18 protein-coding genes are annotated in these 19,609 nt (G+C 30.8%); 12 read left to right on the top strand and 6 right to left on the bottom strand.

Annotation, left to right across the window (positions count from 1 at the left end; translation table 11 throughout):
- Nucleotides 1-3: 3 nt before the first annotated feature.
- The 3 genes from J2S72_RS05845 to J2S72_RS05835 are packed head-to-tail and all read right to left on the bottom strand — an operon-like array spanning nucleotide 4 to nucleotide 3,481.
- Nucleotides 4-402: a hypothetical protein gene (locus tag J2S72_RS05845; RefSeq protein ID WP_307495154.1), complete on the bottom strand. Its 399-nt coding sequence runs from the start codon at nucleotides 400-402 to the stop codon at nucleotides 4-6.
- A complete protein-coding gene (locus tag J2S72_RS05840; protein ID WP_307495153.1) occupies nucleotides 399-755 on the bottom strand; it encodes a DUF6483 family protein in 357 nt (118 codons plus the stop codon). The genes J2S72_RS05845 and J2S72_RS05840 overlap by 4 nt, the downstream gene beginning before the upstream one ends.
- Complete coding sequence (locus J2S72_RS05835) at nucleotides 752-3,481, bottom strand: TRAP transporter fused permease subunit (protein ID WP_307495152.1); 2,730 nt, start codon at nucleotides 3,479-3,481, stop codon at nucleotides 752-754. The genes J2S72_RS05840 and J2S72_RS05835 overlap by 4 nt, the downstream gene beginning before the upstream one ends.
- Before the next feature lie 113 nt (nucleotides 3,482-3,594).
- Here J2S72_RS05835 and hpf point away from each other — a divergent pair, with 113 nt between their 5' ends.
- A complete protein-coding gene (hpf, locus tag J2S72_RS05830) occupies nucleotides 3,595-4,122 on the top strand; it encodes a ribosome hibernation-promoting factor, HPF/YfiA family (RefSeq protein ID WP_023055016.1) in 528 nt (175 codons plus the stop codon).
- A 294-nt stretch (nucleotides 4,123-4,416) separates the two neighbouring features.
- On the top strand, nucleotides 4,417-5,949 hold the full coding sequence (locus tag J2S72_RS05825) for a hypothetical protein (RefSeq protein WP_023055035.1): 1,533 nt from the start codon (nucleotides 4,417-4,419) through the stop codon (nucleotides 5,947-5,949).
- A gap of 29 nt (nucleotides 5,950-5,978) precedes the next feature.
- Here J2S72_RS05825 and J2S72_RS05820 read toward each other — a convergent pair whose 3' ends face one another.
- On the bottom strand, nucleotides 5,979-6,491 hold the full coding sequence (locus tag J2S72_RS05820) for a hypothetical protein (protein WP_023055049.1): 513 nt from the start codon (nucleotides 6,489-6,491) through the stop codon (nucleotides 5,979-5,981).
- Nucleotides 6,492-6,660: 169 nt separating this feature from the next.
- On the opposite strand from J2S72_RS05820, the gene J2S72_RS05815 reads away from it, so the two are divergent.
- The 6 genes from J2S72_RS05815 (at nucleotide 6,661) to J2S72_RS05790 (ending at nucleotide 14,661) form a co-directional block, all read left to right on the top strand.
- Nucleotides 6,661-8,361 (top strand): ABC transporter ATP-binding protein, encoded by a 1,701-nt coding sequence (locus J2S72_RS05815; RefSeq protein ID WP_023055030.1) that lies wholly within the window; start codon nucleotides 6,661-6,663, stop codon nucleotides 8,359-8,361.
- Nucleotides 8,362-9,117, top strand: coding sequence for an energy-coupling factor transporter transmembrane component T family protein (locus tag J2S72_RS05810; RefSeq protein WP_023055056.1), 756 nt, complete (start codon nucleotides 8,362-8,364; stop codon nucleotides 9,115-9,117).
- 16 nt (nucleotides 9,118-9,133) lie between these two features.
- The gene (locus J2S72_RS05805; RefSeq protein WP_023055060.1) at nucleotides 9,134-9,925 is read left to right on the top strand and encodes a QueT transporter family protein; all 792 of its coding nucleotides are present in this window, start codon (nucleotides 9,134-9,136) and stop codon (nucleotides 9,923-9,925) included.
- Between the two features lie 105 nt (nucleotides 9,926-10,030).
- Entirely contained in the window at nucleotides 10,031-11,152 is a 1,122-nt protein-coding gene (locus tag J2S72_RS05800) for a M20 metallopeptidase family protein (RefSeq protein ID WP_023055059.1), read from the top strand.
- Nucleotides 11,153-12,031: 879 nt separating this feature from the next.
- Nucleotides 12,032-13,258: an arginine deiminase gene (locus tag J2S72_RS05795; protein ID WP_023055020.1), complete on the top strand. Its 1,227-nt coding sequence runs from the start codon at nucleotides 12,032-12,034 to the stop codon at nucleotides 13,256-13,258.
- 17 nt (nucleotides 13,259-13,275) lie between these two features.
- Nucleotides 13,276-14,661 carry a YjiH family protein gene (locus tag J2S72_RS05790; RefSeq protein ID WP_023055032.1) on the top strand — a complete coding sequence of 462 codons (1,386 nt, stop codon included), beginning with the start codon at nucleotides 13,276-13,278 and terminating at the stop codon, nucleotides 14,659-14,661.
- An 82-nt stretch (nucleotides 14,662-14,743) separates the two neighbouring features.
- On the opposite strand, the gene J2S72_RS05785 is transcribed toward J2S72_RS05790, so the two are convergent.
- Nucleotides 14,744-16,228, bottom strand: coding sequence for an aldehyde dehydrogenase family protein (locus J2S72_RS05785; protein ID WP_023056009.1), 1,485 nt, complete (start codon nucleotides 16,226-16,228; stop codon nucleotides 14,744-14,746).
- 181 nt (nucleotides 16,229-16,409) lie between these two features.
- On the opposite strand from J2S72_RS05785, the gene murI reads away from it, so the two are divergent.
- From murI to J2S72_RS05770, 3 genes are read left to right on the top strand one after another with little or no spacing between them, the layout of a single operon-like run.
- Nucleotides 16,410-17,213 carry a glutamate racemase gene (murI, locus tag J2S72_RS05780; RefSeq protein ID WP_023056064.1) on the top strand — a complete coding sequence of 268 codons (804 nt, stop codon included), beginning with the start codon at nucleotides 16,410-16,412 and terminating at the stop codon, nucleotides 17,211-17,213.
- 10 nt (nucleotides 17,214-17,223) lie between these two features.
- Complete coding sequence (locus tag J2S72_RS05775) at nucleotides 17,224-17,427, top strand: CopZ family metallochaperone (RefSeq protein WP_023056054.1); 204 nt, start codon at nucleotides 17,224-17,226, stop codon at nucleotides 17,425-17,427.
- A complete protein-coding gene (locus tag J2S72_RS05770; protein ID WP_023056070.1) occupies nucleotides 17,424-17,942 on the top strand; it encodes a GNAT family N-acetyltransferase in 519 nt (172 codons plus the stop codon). Before J2S72_RS05775 ends, J2S72_RS05770 begins: the two co-directional genes overlap by 4 nt.
- Before the next feature lie 79 nt (nucleotides 17,943-18,021).
- On the opposite strand, the gene J2S72_RS05765 is transcribed toward J2S72_RS05770, so the two are convergent.
- A complete protein-coding gene (locus J2S72_RS05765) occupies nucleotides 18,022-18,717 on the bottom strand; it encodes a gamma-glutamyl-gamma-aminobutyrate hydrolase family protein (protein WP_023056035.1) in 696 nt (231 codons plus the stop codon).
- Between the two features lie 225 nt (nucleotides 18,718-18,942).
- On the opposite strand from J2S72_RS05765, the gene sdaAB reads away from it, so the two are divergent.
- Entirely contained in the window at nucleotides 18,943-19,608 is a 666-nt protein-coding gene (sdaAB, locus tag J2S72_RS05760) for an L-serine ammonia-lyase, iron-sulfur-dependent subunit beta (RefSeq protein WP_023055994.1), read from the top strand.
- Nucleotide 19,609 lies beyond the last annotated feature (1 nt).

Here is a 19,609-nt window from a genome sequence, read left to right as displayed (position 1 = left end):
CTCCTAAAGTCTAAGTAATTTTTCAAAAACCTGACAAATTTCATCAGGAATTCTATAGTTAAAATATTTGCCGTCATTGTTTGTGTATATAAATATATACCCCTTATCAGTAAATTTTTTCAGGATTATATAAGTTTCATCTTTTGTGTAGTCAATTATGCCCCTATAAATGTCATTAAAGGCCTTTATTAAATTTCCATCTAAACTTTTAAGATCTTTTTCAAAAGCTTGGGGCAAAAAATCATAAAGGTCATTTTTTTTCACATCTTCATTAAGACAATGGCTTTTTAAAATTATACTTAGATGATCCTCTGAAATTACATTTAAAGTGTCCCTTAAAGAATCTATAACTTGTCCTTCAATGGTAACTGGTCTAAAAAATTCTCTTAAAAATCTGCTCATTTCTCACCTATAAAATTTATATTGTAGGCATCTAAAAGATCTTCGATGCCAATTTTAATTTCCTTTCTTGAAAAATCATTTTCGTGTAAAAACTTGTCGTCCAAATCATTTAAGGCCCTATAAAAACTTAAGCCTATTTGAAGATATTCAGTGTCATTAAGGTCAATGTTATCATAATAAAGATTTTCTCCATCATTAATTTTTCCGTCAGAAATAAAATTTTGAAGCTCCCTATAAATTTTATTATTTTTACTATTTTCATTGTCCTTATAAATTTTTCCTGAGAAAAAAACTCCTAAACACATGTTAATAAGGTCGTTTATCTCTTTAATAAAAGTATCGTTTTGTATCATTTTATTCCTCTTTCAAGATAATATTTTTTAGCTCCGGGATGGAGGGGAACCTTACCTATTCCCCGGAGGGCATTTTTAATTTCCACATTTTTTAAAACTTTATTAGAAGCTTTAAGTTCTTCTAAATTTTCCCAAAAAGCCTTTGTAATTTTGTAAGCACATTCTTCGCTCATATCTGAACTTGTAAAAATAACCATGGGACTTGCAGAAGTGTTTATGTCTTTATTGTTATTATACACGGATTTTTTAATTGTGTAATTTTCGTAGCCCTTGTTATTTTCATTTAATTTTTCTATAAAATCAGGATCTAAGTTTAAAATTTCGCAATTGGCGGTTAAAAGTATTTCCGTTACTGAAGCACTGGGAGCTCCTGCCATAATCCAAACTCCAGAAATTTTTTTGCTCTTTAAAAGAGAAATGGCTTCTGAAGGACTTACTCTTTCGGGAAAAATATCTTTATTTATATCCATGCCCAGGGCTTCAAAATGTGCTTTTGCTTCAAGTTCTGTTGTTGAGCCAGGGTTTCCCACAGAAAAATGGCTGCCTTTTAAATCTTTTAAAGATTTTATTTTTAAATCCTTTCTCACAAGAATTTGGTTGGGATTTAAATATAGGCTTGCAATAATTCTAAGCTTTTTATTTTCCCTGCCTTTAAAAATTCCCTTGCCCTCATAACTTTGAGAAACAATGGAATTAACAGCCATGGAAAGATTGGCATCCCTATTGTATAAAATGTTTAAATTATCTATGCCTCCACCTGAAGCTTGAATGTTAGCACGAAAATCCTTATCCCTATTTAAAACATTTGCTAGGGATGCTCCAAGAGGGTATAGGGCCCCTGTAGTTGAGGCTGTAGGTATATCAATCCTATACTTTGGACTTGTACATCCTGTTAAAAAAAACATTAAAATAAAAAATATTGGAAATTTATTTTTTACCTTAAAATTCATTTCTCCTATAAGTAAAAAAATCAGACCTATAAGAGAAAAAATGGAAGTGTATTTTTCCGGATACATTATAAGAAGTCCCAAAACTAGAAAGAGAAATCTTTTTGTTTTTGAAAGATTTTTTTTGAAAAAGCCTGTAAGGCCTAAAGAAATTGCAAAGACACCAATGGAAGAAAAAACAATTAAAAATATTATTTCTAAAAATTTGGGACTTTCAAGGCCTATTAATTTTGGATTTATTAAAAAGAAAAAAGGAAAAATAAATCCACTAAAAGCAAGTTTTAAAGCTATTAAAGAAGTCTTTACCATATCAGACTCTGCTATAGAAGAAGCAAGATAACTTGAAACTGCCACAGGGGGAGTAATATTTGAAAGGCAGGCATAAATTAAACAAAAAAGATGGGCCCCTATAGGTTGAGCTCCAAGCTTAATTAAAACAGGAACTGCAACGGAAACAACTATTACATAAGCTGCAACTCCTGGCACACCCATGCCTAAAATTAAACTCATTATTGCAACTAAAAACCAGGCGAAAATTAGAGAATGGGAATTTAAATTTAAAATCATATTTCCAAAATTAAGACCCAGGCCGCTAAGAGATACACTTCCTATAATAAGTCCTATTAAAACACAAGATATTCCAACAGCAATTGAATTTACAGCTCCATCAACAAGAGCATCTAAAATATTTTTAAAAGACATTCTTGTGGATTTTTTAAAAGCACAAACTCCAATAAGGGAAAAAATTGAAATAATTACACAAAATTCCAGAGGGAAATAAAAAAGGCCGGCAATTAAAATAAAAATTGGGATTAACAAATGGCCCCTTTCTTTTAATAAATCTAAAAAATTATAAGAAAAAGCCGAACTTTTTAAATTTAATTTTTTTGCTTCATAATGAACTGAAGTAAAAATCCCCAAATAATATAAAAAGGCAGGAATAACTGCAGCCTTAACCACCCTTAAATAAGATATATTTAAAAATTCCGCCATTACAAAGGCAACAGCTCCCATAATAGGAGGAGCAAATTGACCTCCTGTTGAAGATGCAGCTTCAACAGCAGCTGCATATTCAGAAGAATATTTTTGTTTTTTCATAAGAGGTATGGTGAGACTTCCTGTAGTAGCAACATTGGCAAGAGCACTTCCGTTAACCATGCCCATAAGAGCCGATGCAATGACACTTACTTTTGCATAAGAACCGTAGCTTTTTCCCACAAGGCAAAGAGAAAGATCGCTTATAAAATCTATAAAGCCTGAAAATTTTAAAAAACTTCCAAAAAGCATAAAAAGAAAAATATAACTTGAGCTTACTCCTGCGCCAAGTCCGAAAATTCCTTCAGTTCCCCAGACAAAATGAGAAAGAACCCTTCTTAAAGAAAATCCATTGTGAGCAAGGGGACCAGAAATAAACCTACCCCAAAAAAGATAAGATAAAAAAATTAAACTTAAAAGAGTAAAAGTTTTATTGATCTTAAAAGAAACAATAAGGACAAGAAAAATTGCAAAAAAAGCAAAAATATAGTCGATTTTATAGAGATATCCCCCCCTTAAGGCAATTTTATTATAGTTTAAAAAAATATAAGAAAAGGTAAAAATTGTTAAAGGAAGGGTGAAAAACTTTAATTTTTTAAAGTAAAGGCCTCCGAAAAAAATTAAAAACATAACATGAAGGCTACGGACAAAAATAGCCTGAAAGGTAAAAATATTTAAAATAATTTGGACAAAAGCCCAAAAAAGTAAAAGAAAATATGTATTTTTATTTGCCTTAATATCCATAAGCCACCCTTTAATAATTAATTTAAATCTATTATATCAAAAAATATAAAATACCTTATGAGTTAAAAATAATATTTAGGGTAAATATATACAAAAGAATAAGGAGGCACGTTATGAAACTTGAATTAATAGGCAAAAATTTAACTGTAACAGATGCTCTAAAAAATCAAGCAGAAAAAAAATTTTCAAAACTTGAAAAATATTTTTCAGACGATGTAAATGTAAGAGCGGTTTTCTCTCATATTAAAACAAATCAAAAAGTTGAAGCAACAGTATTTTTAAAAGGATCAACCTTAAGAGCTGAAGAAGAAACGGATGATATGTATGCATCAATAGATAAGGCAATTGATGTCCTTGAAAGACAAATAAGAAAATATAAGACTAAAATAAAAAAGAGAAATCAAGACAATAAAACTATAAGATTTGAAAATTTTGAAGAACCTAAAGAAGAACCAAAGGAAAAAATTGTGCGTAGAAAATCCTTTGATTTAAGGCCTATGCATGAAGAAGAAGCAATTCTTCAAATGGAACTTTTAAATCATAATTTCTTTGTATTTTTAAACGAAGAAACATCAAATGTAGAAGTTTTATATAAAAGAAAAGACGGAGATTATGGCCTCATAGAAACAAACTTAGCATAAGGCATATAAAAATTTATAAAAGATAAAAATAAATAATTATAAATTAAAAACATACAAGATTCTAAAATTTTGTATGTTTTTTTATTTATAAAGAAACATCAATGTTAATAGAAGACTGTGGATAATGTTGATAAGTCTGTGGAAAACTGCTTTTCCCTAAATTTTTATTGTTGAAATCTTAATTAAATTTTATAAAATTTTTACTTTTCCTAAACATAAATTTATATTTTTTTCTTTTTGATATAATATATTTAGTAAAATATAAATTTATTTAAGAGGAGCTTTAAAGTTTAATTGGAAAATAAAAAGACCATTTTAGATGAATTAAAAAAACAAAAACTTAATATAGAAAAAATAATAGATAAAGATATAAATTTGTATGAGGGTCTGGAGGAAAAAAAAGACTTCTTCTTTGAATTTTATTCCCATATTTTTGATAGAAAAGATTCTAAAAAACTTTTGGAGTATCAGGGCCAAAGGTTTGAAAAATTTATATTAAAAGCTCTTATAGACTTAAGCTACACTTCCATTCTTTTCGTAAATTATATAAGAAAAGAAAATGATTATTTTTTAATAAATGGAATGGATATGTTTACTTTGGAAAAATTTAATCTTTATACGGATTATATTGATCCTAAATATTTTGAAAAAAATGACTTTGGTATCCTTGGTCGTTTTGTAAAAATTTACGATTCTTATTATCTTTTTGACTTGGGGAAAATTTTACCCTATGTAGATATTGAAAATTTTTACAATATTTTCAACTTAACTATTGAAGAAATGGCAGGTCTTTCTGAAAATGAAAGGATAAAGTATTTAAAAGAAAAATTTTTATACATCTATGGAAGTATAGATAGGTCTTTAAGCTTAGACAAAAAGACTCTTATGAATTTTTATATGGATATTGCTGAAGAGGAAAAGGAAAAATATGATCTGGCCTTTGACAAAGCAAAGACATGGAAATTTTTAAGGCCGATTTTTGTAAATATTTTAAAAAATTTTTTGGATAAAAATAAAAATTTTAAGAATTTTATAGCTTATATGGAAGAGTTAATTGCTTTGGGAGTTTTTTATTCAGAAAGGGAGCTAATTTTATTTTTAAAATTCTTTACTGAATTTATAGGGCTTTTTGATTTTAAAGATGAAGTTTTAAAGGACATTGAAAGAAATATTTTTCTTTTAAAAAATAAATGCAATTCTTCCAAAAGGGGACTTTATTTGGACCAAGAAATTTTAGAGACTATAAGAAGGTCTGATGTTTATCTTAAAATGGAAGAAGATATTTTTATTAAGGATATTTTAGACAGGATGAATTGGGGCTTTAGTGAGGAAACTTTTTATTTCTCAAAAAATAAGACTAGTCTTCTTCCTTCAAATAAAAAGTATTTAATAGAGGAAATAGGGGAAGATGTTTTTGAAATGGAAGAAGATATTTGTGAAGATTTAAATTTAACTTTTGATTTTATTTTTTATTCTTTATTTTTTAGAAATATCTATAAAAGAGCAAATGATGGCCAACTCATTTTTACAAATCTAATGGATTATTTAGAATCCTTAGAAAATGCCCACATTTTAAGTATTTTTTTGACCTCTCTTTTTGAAAATGAATTTTTGTCTGATTTTATCGGCAAGAGAAAACTTAATAAGTTAAATAAATATCTTTTTGATATAGAAAAATTTAAAACCTTTAAAGGAGAAAGAGAATTTGAAATTTTATTTGAAAATTTATTTTTAATAGAGGACAAAAAAATTACTCCCTTTGGGGAGAAAATTTTAAGTTATAAATTTAATAAGTCTGAAAATATTATTAAGATGGTAGATTTTTAAGAATTAAAGCACGCAAAAAACGTGCTTTTTTATTTTAAATAATTTTTTTCGTGAAAGTAGTCTCCTAAAAAATAATCCATGGGAGAGTCATGTTCTATATAGAGGATTTTATTTATATCTCTTTTTACTATGCCTAAAAAAAGTCCGTCGTTTTCATCTATTTTTATAAGAGTCAGATAATTTTCCAAAAGGCCTGAAGGAATTCCGGTTTCCAAATCATTTTCTTCCGTTGCTATTGTTATAGTTTTATTATTTTTTATGGAATCTATAATTAATTCTTCAAAACTTCTGTAGTAGCTTTGCAAATCAAAATTATATTCGTTAAAACTTTTTAATTTAAGATTTTTCTCTTTAAAAAAATTTATAAGATTTAAATAGGGGCTTTCTTCTATTAAAGAATCTATTTGAGAATTTTTTATTAAAAGTTTGCCTGCAAAATTTCCTATTCTGTCATAGAGCAAATATTCTTTTAGATTTTCTCCTTCAAATAGATTTTCGGCAATATAGAAATCCTCGTCATTTTTTGTATAGAGTTCAAACAAAATAAAAAACCTCCTTTTAAGCTAATGGTACTAAAAAATTTTAAAGCTTTCAAGAAAATAGCTAGTTTATATTTTATATGTGGATTTTTTTAATTTTAATTGACAAAAATCACCATAAGTAAAATTTCTTTGATATAATTTATATAGAATTATTAAGAGAGGTGCATAGATGACTAAGTCTATTGAAAAAGCTATAAGTGCAAAAAATTTAGCTTTTAAATATAAGGACAGCGAAAAGTATGCTCTAAAGGATTTTAACCTTGATGTTAACAAGGGTGAATTTGTTGTAATTATGGGGCCGTCAGGTGCCGGAAAATCAACTTTTGCAAATTCTTTAAATGGCCTTATACCAAATTTTATTAAAGGAACTTGCAGTGGAGAACTTAGTGTTTTTGACAAGGATCCCAGAAAGGAATCCGTCTCCACAATGGCAAGAGAAGTTGGGCTTGTATTTCAAGATTTCGAATCTCAACTTTTTTGTACAAATATAAGGCTTGAAGTAGCTTTTGGACCTGAAAACTTTCTTGTTCCAAGGCAAGACATGGACAGAAGAATCGATAAAGTTTTAGACGTTGTAGATCTTGTAGGTTTTGATGAAAGACAACCTGCAACTCTTTCAGGAGGACAAAAGCAAAGGCTTGCTATAGGAAGTGTTCTTTCAAGTGAACCTCAATTAATTTGCATGGATGAGCCAACTACGGACCTGGACCCCTATGGAAAAATGGGAATTTTTAACATCGCAAGAGCTCTTCACGATGAAGGAGAAATGACCTTAGTTGTAATTGAACATGAAACTGAAGAAGCTTTAAGAGCTGACAGACTTGTTCTTATGAACGAAGGCAAGATTGTTAAAGAGGGAAAACCCAGAGAAGTTTTAGCTGATGTTGAAACTATGGATGAACTTGGTCTTCAATCTCTTCACGTTCCGAAATTCTTTAAAGAAATGGGAGATGAAACTTTACCCATTACTCCTGAAGAAGGAAAAGAAGAATTTCTTAAAAAGTTTAAAATTAACGAAGAAAAATATCAAAAGCTTTTAGAAAAAGATAAGAAAATAGAAGATTCTTACGGGGAAACCCTAATAGAAGTTAAAGATCTTTCTTTTACTTATCCAAACGGCAAAAAAGCTCTTAACAATATTAACTTAGAAGTTAAAAAGGGAGAATTTCTTGCGGTCTTAGGTCACAACGGATCGGGAAAAACAACCCTTGTAAAACATTTCAACGGACTTTTGTCCCCAACTGAAGGAAATGTAATTGTAAAGGGAATTGATACAAAAAAATCTTCAATTTTTGAAATTGGGAAAATTGTAGGTTACACCTTCCAAAATCCAGACCACCAAATCTTTTCAGATACAGTATATGATGAAGTTGCTTTCTCTCCAAAAATAAGGGGACTAAGTGATGAAGAAATAAAAAAGAGAGTAGAAGAATCTTTAGCTGCAGTAGACATGTCAGGCTATGAAAAAGAAGACCCCTTCACTCTTACAAAAGGTATGCGACAAAGAATTGCCGTAGCTTCAATATTGTCTTCAAGACCTGATGTTTTAATTTTAGACGAACCTACAACAGGACTTGACTACAAGGGTCAAAAGCAAATGATGGAGCTTATAAAAAAATTAAACGAAGAAGGACACACAATAATAATGATCACCCATACAATGTGGGTTGTTGCAGAATATGCTCATAGAGTTTGTGTAATTGAAAACGGCGATGTTGTAATGATGGGTAGAACGAGAGATATATTTAAGAAAGAAGAAAAACTTGAAAAAGTATACTTAAAAAATCCTCATATAGTTTCCATGTCCAACAAACTTGGAAAAACAGTTCTATCAATAGATGAAATGAAAAGTATAACGGAGGCAAAATAAATGGATATGATATACCGTGATGAAGACACTTTCTTCCACAGGCTTGATCCCAGGTCAAAACTTTTTATAATGCTTTTCACCTTTGTCTTTGCTGTAATGACAGATTCTTGGACTGTGTATATTGTACTTGCAGCTTTAACTATATTACATTCAATAATTTCAAAATCTTATCCAAACCTAAAAAAGATAAGCTTTGTATTATTTATGCTTATGATGATGAGTTTGGTCTTTTGGGCAATAGGTCATAGAGGACCTACAAAACTTATAGGTTTTATAACCTTAGAAGGACTTATTTTTGGTGCCAATAAAGGTGTTAAAATAATTATAATGATAATAGCTGGAATGAATTTTCTTTCAACAACAAAAATTGAAGAAATTTCAGCAGGCCTTGTAAAAATAGGTCTTCCTTATAGAGGAGCCTTTGCTTTTTCCACAGCTATAAGACTTATACCCATGGTTCTTGGAACAACGGAAACAATAATACAAGCTCAAAAAAGTAGAGGGCTTGACCTTGATTCCGGTTCAATAATATCAAAAGTAAAAAAATATATGCCCCTTATGATTCCCGCCTTTGTTTCAGTAATAAGAAACACAAATGTATTTTCAATGGCGTTAGAATCAAAAGGCTTTGGCTATGCAGATAAAAAAACTTCATACATTGAAGTAAAAATGAAAACTGTAGATTGGGTAATCATTGTATTACTTATCGCAACTCTTTTGCTTCTAATCTTTTTAAAGGTTAAAAGATATATTTAATTTTAGGAGGTTTATCTTGAAAGAAGTATTCACAATGTGGAAACACACAAAGATGGTAGTGCTTGTAGCACTGAGCGCCGCTCTATATGCAGCTCTTCTTATTCCCTTTAAAGCAATTCCTTTAATTCCAGGAATAACAGAAGTAAGACCTGCATCAGCTCTTCCGGTAGTATTCGGAATTTTATTCGGACCCGCAGGAGCTTGGGGTTCAGCAATTGGAAATTTAATTGGTGACCTTGGCGGAACTCTTGGACTTGGATCACTATTCGGATTTGTTGGGAACTTTATGTTTGCATATGTACCATACAAAGTATGGCAAAATATTGGACTTATTAAAAAAGACGACGAACCCAAACTAAATTCAGGTAAAAAAATCGGAACATTTGCCCTTGCAGGATTTTTAGGATCAGCAGCATGTGCACTTATAATAGGATTTGGACTTGAATTTTTGAAGATGGTTCCATTCGCAGCCCTTGGAGCAATTATAACAGCAAACAATACAATCCCTGCAATAGTATTAGGAATTCCGATTATGATGGCCCTTTACCCAAGAGTAAAAAAATGGGATTTACTTTGGACAGATATTATGCCTGAAGAAGAACTTCCAAAAGGAGGAGCTTTAGCAAGAACAGGAGCAATCATCATGTGTCTTGCAATAGTAATAGGACTTTTCGGAGGATTCATTTCAGCTATGAGTCTTGGACAAAAACTATTTAACTTTGAAGGAAGTGCAGGATCAACACCTGTAATAATAATAGCAGGACTTGGAGCATTATTCACATTTATAGGAAGCTTTATGCAAAATTAAAATTATTAAAAAAGTGCCGCAAAAGCGGCATTTTTTTTGCGAAAAAATAAAAACTTGATTTATTTTTATTAAAAGCTATAATTTTTTCAGAAAGGAACAGGGATAATGAAAATAGACAAAAATAAAATAGAAAAAGTAAAACAACTAAGGCATGAACTTCATGAGCATCCAGAGATTTCAGAACACGAAACATGGACAAAAAATAAACTTATAAACTTTGTAAAAGAAAATTCAACTTGTAAAATAGTGGATAAAGGAAGCTTTTTTTATGCCCTTCACGAAGAAGGAGAAAATCTTGAAACCATAGGATTTAGAGCAGACTTTGATGCAATAAAAAGAGAAGACGGAAGTGCATTTCATGGATGCGGTCATGACGGACACTCAGCAATACTATGTGGACTTTTAATATCCCTTGAAAAAGTAAAAATAGGGAAAAATATAGTCTTTTTATTTCAACACGCAGAAGAAAATGGAAAAGGAGCAAAATACGTTTCAGAATTTTTAGACGAAATGAAAATAAAAAGAATATATGGACTTCACAACTGGCCAGGAATGGAATTTGGGAAACCCCACACCTGCTACGGAACAGCAATGTGTGCATCAATGGGACTTACAATCACCTATACCGGCAAGCAATCCCACGCATCAGAACCAGAAAAGGGAATAAACCCCTCCTTCGCCATAGGAAAACTAATAGAAGACCTAGAAGAAATTTCAAAATTTAAAGGCTACGAAAAGCACACATGGCAAAATATAGAATTTTCATCAATGGCAATAGCAACAATAGTAAACGTGGAAATTGGAAATAAAGGAGCCTTCGGAGTATCACCCTCAAAAGGAGAAATTTCACTAACAATAAGAGGGGCAAAATTAGAAGATCTTGAAAAATTAAAAGAAAAAATTTTGGGCCTTGCAGAAAAATATGGAGATATGTATAAATTAAAATTTGAATACGAATTTTCAGACCTCTTTCCAGACACAACAAACTCAAGAGAAGAAGTAGAAAGAATCAAAAAAATATTTGAAAAAAATAAAATCAAACTTAACATTTTAAAAGAACCCATAAGATCATCAGAAGACTTCGGCTGGTATGAGAAAAAAATTCCCGGATGTTTTTTCTTTTTAGGAAATGGAGAAAATCATCCCCTCCACAGTGAAAAATATGAATTTTTAGATGAAAATATAGAAAAAGGCATAGAATTATTTTCAATGATAGCCTGCGATTAATAGACAAGAAATTGTCTATTTTTTTTGTAAAATAAAAAACAGAAAAGAATAAATGTAGAAAAAATGTAAATTTAAAATTAATTTTAAATCAAATATTTATTTTTTTCCTCACAAAAGACAGGCGGACCGGTAAACCGGTCCCTAGAGCCCACAAAAGCATAGGCATAAGTGTAAGGTTTATTTATGCGAAGATGATTCATAAGAGTAAATCTTTGCAATCGAATGTAGGGACCAATTCATTGGTCCGGCGGCGAAGCCGAATGAAATAAAATAAAAAATGAAGAAGAAAAATTATAGAAAAAAATTAATTAAAAAAATAAAACAAAAATGCTTCACATAGAGCATAAAAAATATTTTATAAAAAATGTTGAATTTTTTCTCCCACACAAAAGACAGGCGGACCGGTAAACCGGTCCCTAAAGCCCACAAAAACCTAGGCATAAGTGTAAGGTTTATTTATGCGAAGATGATTCATAAGAGTAAATCTTCGCAATCGAATGTAGGGACCAATTCATTGGTCCGGCGGCGAAGCCGAACGAAATAAAATAAAAAATGAAGAAGAAAAATTATAGAAAAAAAATTAATTAAAAAAATAAAACAAAAATGCTTTGCATAGAGCATAAAAAATATTTTATAAAAAATGTTGAATTTTTTTTCCTCACAAAAGACAGGCGGACTGGTAAACCGGTCCCTAGAGGATGTAAAGGTTAAGGCAAGGATTGACGATTATTTAAAATAAAATATAACTTAAAAAAATTGAAATAAATTTTAAAACAAAAATTTTTAAAAATTTAACATTGACAGGTAATTAAAAACCCTTTAAAATGAAAACGTTAGCTTGTTAATTTTATATCGATTTGGAAAAAAAGGAGGAAATTTATGACAAAAAATCCAATTCATGTAGGTTCGGAAATAGGAAAATTAGATGCCGTAATTTTACACCGGCCTGGTAGGGAATTATTAAATGTAACCCCTTCAATTATGGAGGAACTTCTATTTGATGAAATCCCATTTTTAGATGCAGCACAGGAAGAACATGACAACTTTGCCGAAATTTTAAGAAAGACAGGTACAAAAGTTTATTACCTTGAAAAATTAGCTGCAGAAGCACTTACAAGTGATGAAATAAGAAAAAATTTTATAAAAGAATATTTAGATGAAGCTGACATCATGCTTCAAAAAGAAAGAAATTATGTGGAAGATATGTTTTCTGAACTAAATAATGAAGACTTGGTTTTGAAAATGATGGAAGGGGTAAGAAAAACTGAAATGCCTAAATATACAAAGGGTACCTTATCAGAAATGATAGGCACTGATGGCTGTTTTGTTATTAAACCTATGCCCAACCTATATTTCACAAGAGATCCTTTTTCTTTTATAGGAAACGGAGTAAGTTTAAATCACATGTGGTCAAACACAAGAAGAAGAGAAACTTTATTCGGAAAATATATTTTTAACCACCATCAAATGTTTAAAGATTCAGGAATGAAATTTTGGTACAATAGGGATCTTTTACCTTCAATTGAAGGCGGAGATATCTGCGTTCTTTCAGATAAGGTTTTGGGAGTTGGAGTTTCTCAAAGGACTAAACCTTGGGCAGCAGAACTTTTAGCTGAAAATCTTTTAAAGGGAAATTCAGGCTATGAAACTGTTCTTGCTTTTACAATTCCTCATTCTCATGCTTTTATGCACCTTGATACGGTATTTACTATGGTTGATAAGGATCTTTTCACTCTTCATCCTGAAGTTGATGAAACTCTTTGCGTTTATTCCATGAAGATTGAAGATGGAAAAATTGTAACAAGACAAGAGTCTTCAATTATTGAAGAAGTTCTTAAAAAATATTTAAATATAGATGAAGTGCATCTTATTAGAGAAGGCACTGGCACCATGCTTGATGCTATTAGGGAACAATGGAGTGATGGATATAACACTCTTGCCATAGCACCAAGAGAGGCCATTGTTTATGACAGAAATACTATTACAAATGAAGAATTGACTAAGTATGGAGCAAAACTTCATATTTTAAAATCAGGGGAACTTTCCAGAGGAAGAGGGGGCCCAAGATGTATGTCAATGCCTCTTTATAGACAAGATGTAAAATAATAAATGTGAGGTAATTTATGGAAACAAAAGAAAATAAAATAGTGAAGTATCAAAAAATAGGTTTCGGAAGAGTTTTAAAATTTTTAATTCCTTCCATCATAGGTGTTTTACTTTTAATGACACCTTTTAAGAACCCTGAAGGTGGTTCAACCGTTGCAGTATCAGTTATTTCAAAAGCTATTAATGCGGGAATAAATTCAGTTATTCCCATTCACTATATAGCAATTTTTTGCATAACAGTATCAACCCTTTTGGCTATTATATATAAAATTGCTAAGCCTGCTTTTATAGAAAATGTTAAAATTTTAAAAGATTTGTCAAATATAACACCCTTTTGGCTCTTTGCAAGAATCTTAGGCTGCATTATAGGTTATATGACAATTTTAAAAGTTGGTCCTGAAATTATTTGGTCTGATGGAACGGGAGGACTTATTTTATTTGAACTTATAGGAGGACTTCTTACAATATTTCTTGTTGCAGGATTTATCCTTCCATTTTTAACTGAATTCGGCCTTCTTGAATATGTAGGAATTTTCCTTTCAAAAGTAATGAGACCTGTTTTTAAACTTCCAGGTCGTGCAGCAGTAGACTGTGTTGCATCTTGGATTGGAGACGGAACAATAGGAGTTGCTCTTACAAATAAACAATATGAAGAGGGAAATTATACTGAAAAAGAAGCTTCAGTTATTGCTACGACATTCTCCGCAGTTTCAATTACTTTCTGTTTAGTTGTTCTTGAAAACATAGGAATGGTTGATTATTTTGGAAAATTTTATTTAACAGTAGGAGTTGCTGGAATAGTTGCAGCTTTCTTAGCTCCCAGAATTCCACCCCTATCATTAAAAAAAGATACAAGACTTAGAGAACCGGAAAATAAAAACGAAGAAGCCATACCGGAAGGTTATACAAGAGGACAATGGGCCCTTCAACTGGCAGTTAACAAAGCTGAAAAAAACTTAGACATTAAAAACTTTTTAAAGAGCGGTTTTGAAACTGTTTTAAGCTTATGGATAGGAGTTACTCCTATTATAATGGCAGCAGGAACTCTTGCTCTTGTACTTTCAGAAGCAACACCTATTTTCACATATTTAGGCATGCCTTTCTTGCCAATTTTAAATTTATTAAAAGTTCCGGAAGCTGTTGAAGCAAGTAAAACAATGGTAGTAGGTTTTGCCGACATGGTTGTTCCTTCAATTTTAGCTCAAGAAGGAATAACAAGCGAAATGACAAAATTTATAGTTGGAGCAACTTCAGTTACTCAACTTATCTATATGTCTGAAACAGGTGCAGTAATCTTAGGATCAAACTTACCTGTAAACTTGCCGGATTTATTTATTATTTTCTTGGAAAGAACTTTAATAACTTTACCGGTAGTAGTGATTTTCGCCCACATATTCTTTTAGAATTTAATTTAAATAAAAAATCGACTTATTTTTTACATAAGCCGATTTTTTATTTTATTTAAAAAGGAGAAAAATTTTTAAATTAATATAAACCTGTAGGTTTATCGGAAATATTTATAATAATATTTTTTACTTGAGAATAGGCATCTAAAATCATTTTGTGAGTTTCACGACCTATACCGCTTTTCTTGTAACCTCCGAAGGGAGCTCCTTCAGGGATAGAGTTGTAGTGATTTACCCAAACTCTTCCAGTTTCAAGAGCCTCTGCAACCCTAAGAGCACGATTTATATTTTTAGTAAATACGCCTCCGCCAAGGCCATATTCAGAATCATTTGCCATTTCAATAAGGTCATCCTCATCTTTAAATTTAATTACAACGGCAACAGGACCAAAAATTTCTTCTCTGGCAACTCTCATGTCGTTTGTAACGTCAGTTAAAAGTGTAGGAAGGGTATAACATCCATTTTTTAAAAGAGAATCTTGTGGAGCCTCTCCTCCTGTACAGAGAGTGGCACCTTCTTCCACACCTATTTTAATATAACCTAAAACTTTTTTCATTTGACCTTCATTTATTTGAGCTCCCAATTGAGTATCAGGAAGCCAAGGAAGGCCAACTTTTACCTTGTTAAATTTTTCTTTCAATTTTCCAACAAAGTCATCGTAAAAACTTTCTTGAACGAAAATTCTTGAACCAGCACAACAAACTTGACCTTGATTGAACAAAATACCTGTCAAAGCTCCTTCAAGAGCAATATCCATATCGCAATCATCAAAAAATATATTTGCACTTTTACCGCCAAGTTCAAGAGTTGCAGGAATAAGTTTATCAGCAGCAGCCTTTGCAACATTGTAGCCTACATCAGTAGAACCTGTAAAAGCAAATTTAGCAAAACCAGGGTGATCTAAAATATATTGGCCTGCTTTTGAACCAGAGCCTGTAATTAAATTAATAACACCTGCAGGAACAATATCTCCAATTAATTTTATAAGTTCAAGAAGAGAAAGAGAAGTTGATGAAGAAGGTTTAATAACTGTACAATCACCAGCAGCTAAAACAGGAGCAAGCTTCCATGCAGCCATTAAAAATGGAAAATTCCAAGGAATAATTTGCCCTACAAGACCAAGAGGTTCTCTCATAACAAGAGAAAGGGTATTTTCATCCATTTTATTTAAAGAACCTTCATCAGAGAGAATAGCTCCAGCAAAATATCTGAAATGTTGAGCAGCAAGAGGAATATCCACAGACATAGTTTCTCTAATAGGCTTTCCGTTATCAACAGTTTCAACCATAGCAAGAAATTCTCTATTTTCGTCAATAATATCTGCAATTTTATTTAAAATCCTTGCTCTTTCTTTTGGAGAAGTCTTTTTCCAAGACTTAAAAGCTTCTTTACCTGCCCTTACAGCCTCATCCACATCTTCCTTAGAAGCTTGAGCAATTTCAGCTAAAAATTCTCCGTCGGCAGGACAATAGGACTTAAAAGTTTCTCCATTTGAAGCATCTTGCCATTTACCATTAATAAAAAGTTTATATTTTTTATCCAACTTAAGTTCATTTCTATTCATAATCATCATCCTTTCATAAATTTTTTATAACATTAAAAATTAAATTCAATTAACTGCATTAATTATTTACCCTAAAAAAACTTTATTAATCTTTTTAAATAAAATAAACAATTATATAAAGGAAAGCAAAAAAAACTGGTAAAAAAAATTCCTTAAGGGTATAAATAAAAAGGTGATAAAAATGAACGGAATAGGAATATTCGACTCAGGAGTAGGAGGGCTTACAGTGTTAAAAGCCATGATAGACCTACTTCCAGAAGAAAATTATATATATTATTGCGATGCGAAAAACCTTCCCTATGGAGAAAAAAGTCCAGAGCAAATTAGAAAATTAAGCTATGAATCTTTTAAAATTTTTGAAAAAAATAAAGTAAAAGCCTCTATAATAGCCTGCAATACTGCAACTACATATAGTGAAGCCTATCTTAAAACAAAATTTAATTTTCCAATTTTAGGAGTAGTTTCATCAGGAGTAATGGAAGGCTTTAAAAATAGTAAAAATAAAAAAATTGCCCTTATAGCAACAAAAGCAACAGTAGAAGGGCAAGTTTATCAAGACCAACTTAAAAAACTTGATCCATCTTTCGAGATAAGAGCCCTAGCCTGTCCAGATTTGGTAACGGCAATAGAAATGGGTCATGTAGATGATAAAAAAGTTGAGGAAATAATAAAAAAATACTTAGATCAATTGGAAGATTTTGACTACGACACTCTTATATTAGGCTGCACCCACTTTCCCTTAGCTCTAGGAAAAATAAAAGAATATCTGAAAAATAAAAAAGAAGGTGAAAAAATTAACTTAATAGATCCTGCCTTAGAAACGGCAAAGTCAATGAAAGACTTTTTAAAATCAAGAAATATCATTGAAAAAAATAAAAATATAAAGTTTTTAACCAGTGGAGAAGACAGCCAGCTAAGAGAAATGGTAGGAAAATTATTTGGGCAAGAATTTGCAAATAAAATACAAATAGAAATTATAAATTAGGAGGAAAAAAATGGAAAAAATATTAGAAGTTCAAGGAATGACTTGTGAACATTGTAAGGCAAAAGTAGAAAAAGCTCTAGAGGGAATAGAAGGAGTAGAAGAAGTAAAAGTTTCTCTCTTTAAAAAACAAGCAAAAGTAAAAGGAGAAAACTTAGAAGACGAAAAATTAGTAAAAGCAGTAGAAGAAGCAGGCTATAAAGCTAAAATAAAATGAAGTTAGTAAGGCCAGAAAAAAAGTATAGAGAAAAGCTTCAAGAATTTTTTGTAAATTTTCAAGGAGAAAAACTTTATTTACACAATGAAAATTTAGACGATGAAAAAGAATTTAATAAGTGGCTTGAAGAAATAGAAAAATTTGCAAAGGGCAAAGATTTACCCAAATCCTATGTAAGAGCAGATGTCTATTTAATGGTGGATGAAGAGGATAATTTAATAGGAATAATTGCTTTAAGGCATGAGCTTACGGAAAATTTAAAAAAATTCGGAGGCAATATAGGCTATGCAATAAATACAAAATATAGGAAAAAAGGCCATGGGACACAAATGCTCAGCCTTTGCCTTGAAAAAGCAAAAAAAATCGGCTTAAAAGAAGTTTTGCTAACATGTAATGATAAGAATTTAGGCTCCATAGGAGTAATAGAAAACAATAAAGGAAAACTAAAAGACAAAATAGAAAACAATATAGATGGAGAAAAATTTTTAACAAGACGATATTTAATAGAACTATAAAAAAAACCGGGCTGGAAAAACAGCCCGGTTTTTAAAATTAAAAAATCAATCAATATTTCTGAAAAGATTGGTAAGTTTTTTATTTTTTACAAAGGTCTATAAAATATTTTATTATTTTTTCTGAGCCAGGGTCTTTGTTAAAGAGATATTCCGGATGCCATTGAACAGCAAGTAAATCTCTATTTTTCATGTAAACTCCTTCAATAAGTCCATCGTCACTTTGGGCAAAGGGGCTTAAAGAATCCGCAAGTTTTTTTATCCCTTGATGGTGTCTTGAGTTTACCTTTATTTTTTCTCCAAGGAGATTTTTAAACTTTTCATCTGTAATTGTAACTGAGTGGCAAGCATTATGAAAAGGCTTTTCCTGACTATGTTTTATATCTGACGGAAAACTTGTAGGTATATCTTGATATAAGCTTCCACCTAAAAATACATTTATTATTTGCATACCTCTGCAGATTCCCAAAAGGGGAAGATCTGTTTTCATAATTTCATCAAACAACAAATATTCGAGTTTATCTCTTTCAGGCACAACAAGACCCAGCTCTTTTGTTTCTTCTTCATTGTAGTAAGAAGGCTGAATGTCGTGGCCTCCTGAAAAAACAATTCCATCAAGAGCTTCTACTAGGGGTTTCATTTGTTCTCTTTCCGACAAAATCGGTATTAAAAGGGGAACTCCTCCAAGAGCTATTATAGCTTTATAGTATTGAGTAACAGGAAAATAGCTTTCATATTTGCCAGTGTAAGTTGGGGTAAGTCCTATTAAAGGTTTCATTCAATCACTCCATATATTTTTAGTATTAGTAATGTTTTATGCTATCAAATAATAAAAAAATTTTCAAGTTTTTAATAATTATAGTTATTTTTTTGTCAAAAAGTTTTTGACAAATTTGAATGATTAGTATAAATTATATATGTAATTCAAAAAAAGAAAATTTTAATGTTAACGATTTCTATAAAAAATTTTTTTTGGAAATCTTTGATTTTATAGGAGGTAAAAATGGCTGAATTCGGTGCTTTTGATATTTTAGGTCCTATTATGATTGGACCAAGTTCTTCACATACTGCCGGTGCTTGTCGTATTGGCAAGACAGCTATGAAAATATCTTCAAAGGGCTGGAAAAGTGTAGATTTCTTTTTACATGGTTCTTTTGCTCACACTTATAAGGGTCATGGTACAGACAGGGCTCTTGTAGGAGGAGTTATGGGATTTGAAACTGATGATCCTCGTATTAGAAATAGTTTTGAAATTGCCGATGAAGAAGGTGTTAAATATAAATTTATAAAAACTGACTTAGGTGAAAAATATCACCCCAACAGTGTAAAAATAGTTTTTCACTATGATGACCACGATGAATTTGTAATCGGCTCATCTATTGGTGGTGGTGCAATGATTATAGTAAACATAAACGGAATTGAACTGGAATTTAGAGGAGAATTTCCCACAATTTTATTAAGATACAATGAACAAAAGGGTGTAATAGCTTATGTTTCTTCAATACTTTCAGAAAATTCATACAATATTGAATCTATAAATACCGTTAAAGATAAACTGACAGACATTGTAACTTTAACAATTGAAATTGATAGAAATCTAACTGATGAAATTAAGGATGCTATTATAAACAAAGATAGGTTTCTTGAAGCTAAGTATGTAGAGGTGTGAA

Origin of the sequence: Peptoniphilus koenoeneniae, assembly GCF_030812875.1 — a bacterium.
GTDB lineage: Bacteria > Bacillota > Clostridia > Tissierellales > Peptoniphilaceae > Peptoniphilus_B > Peptoniphilus_B koenoeneniae.
The sequence above is the reverse complement of the archived record's forward strand: the minus strand, read 5'-3'. Positions and strand labels throughout refer to the sequence as shown.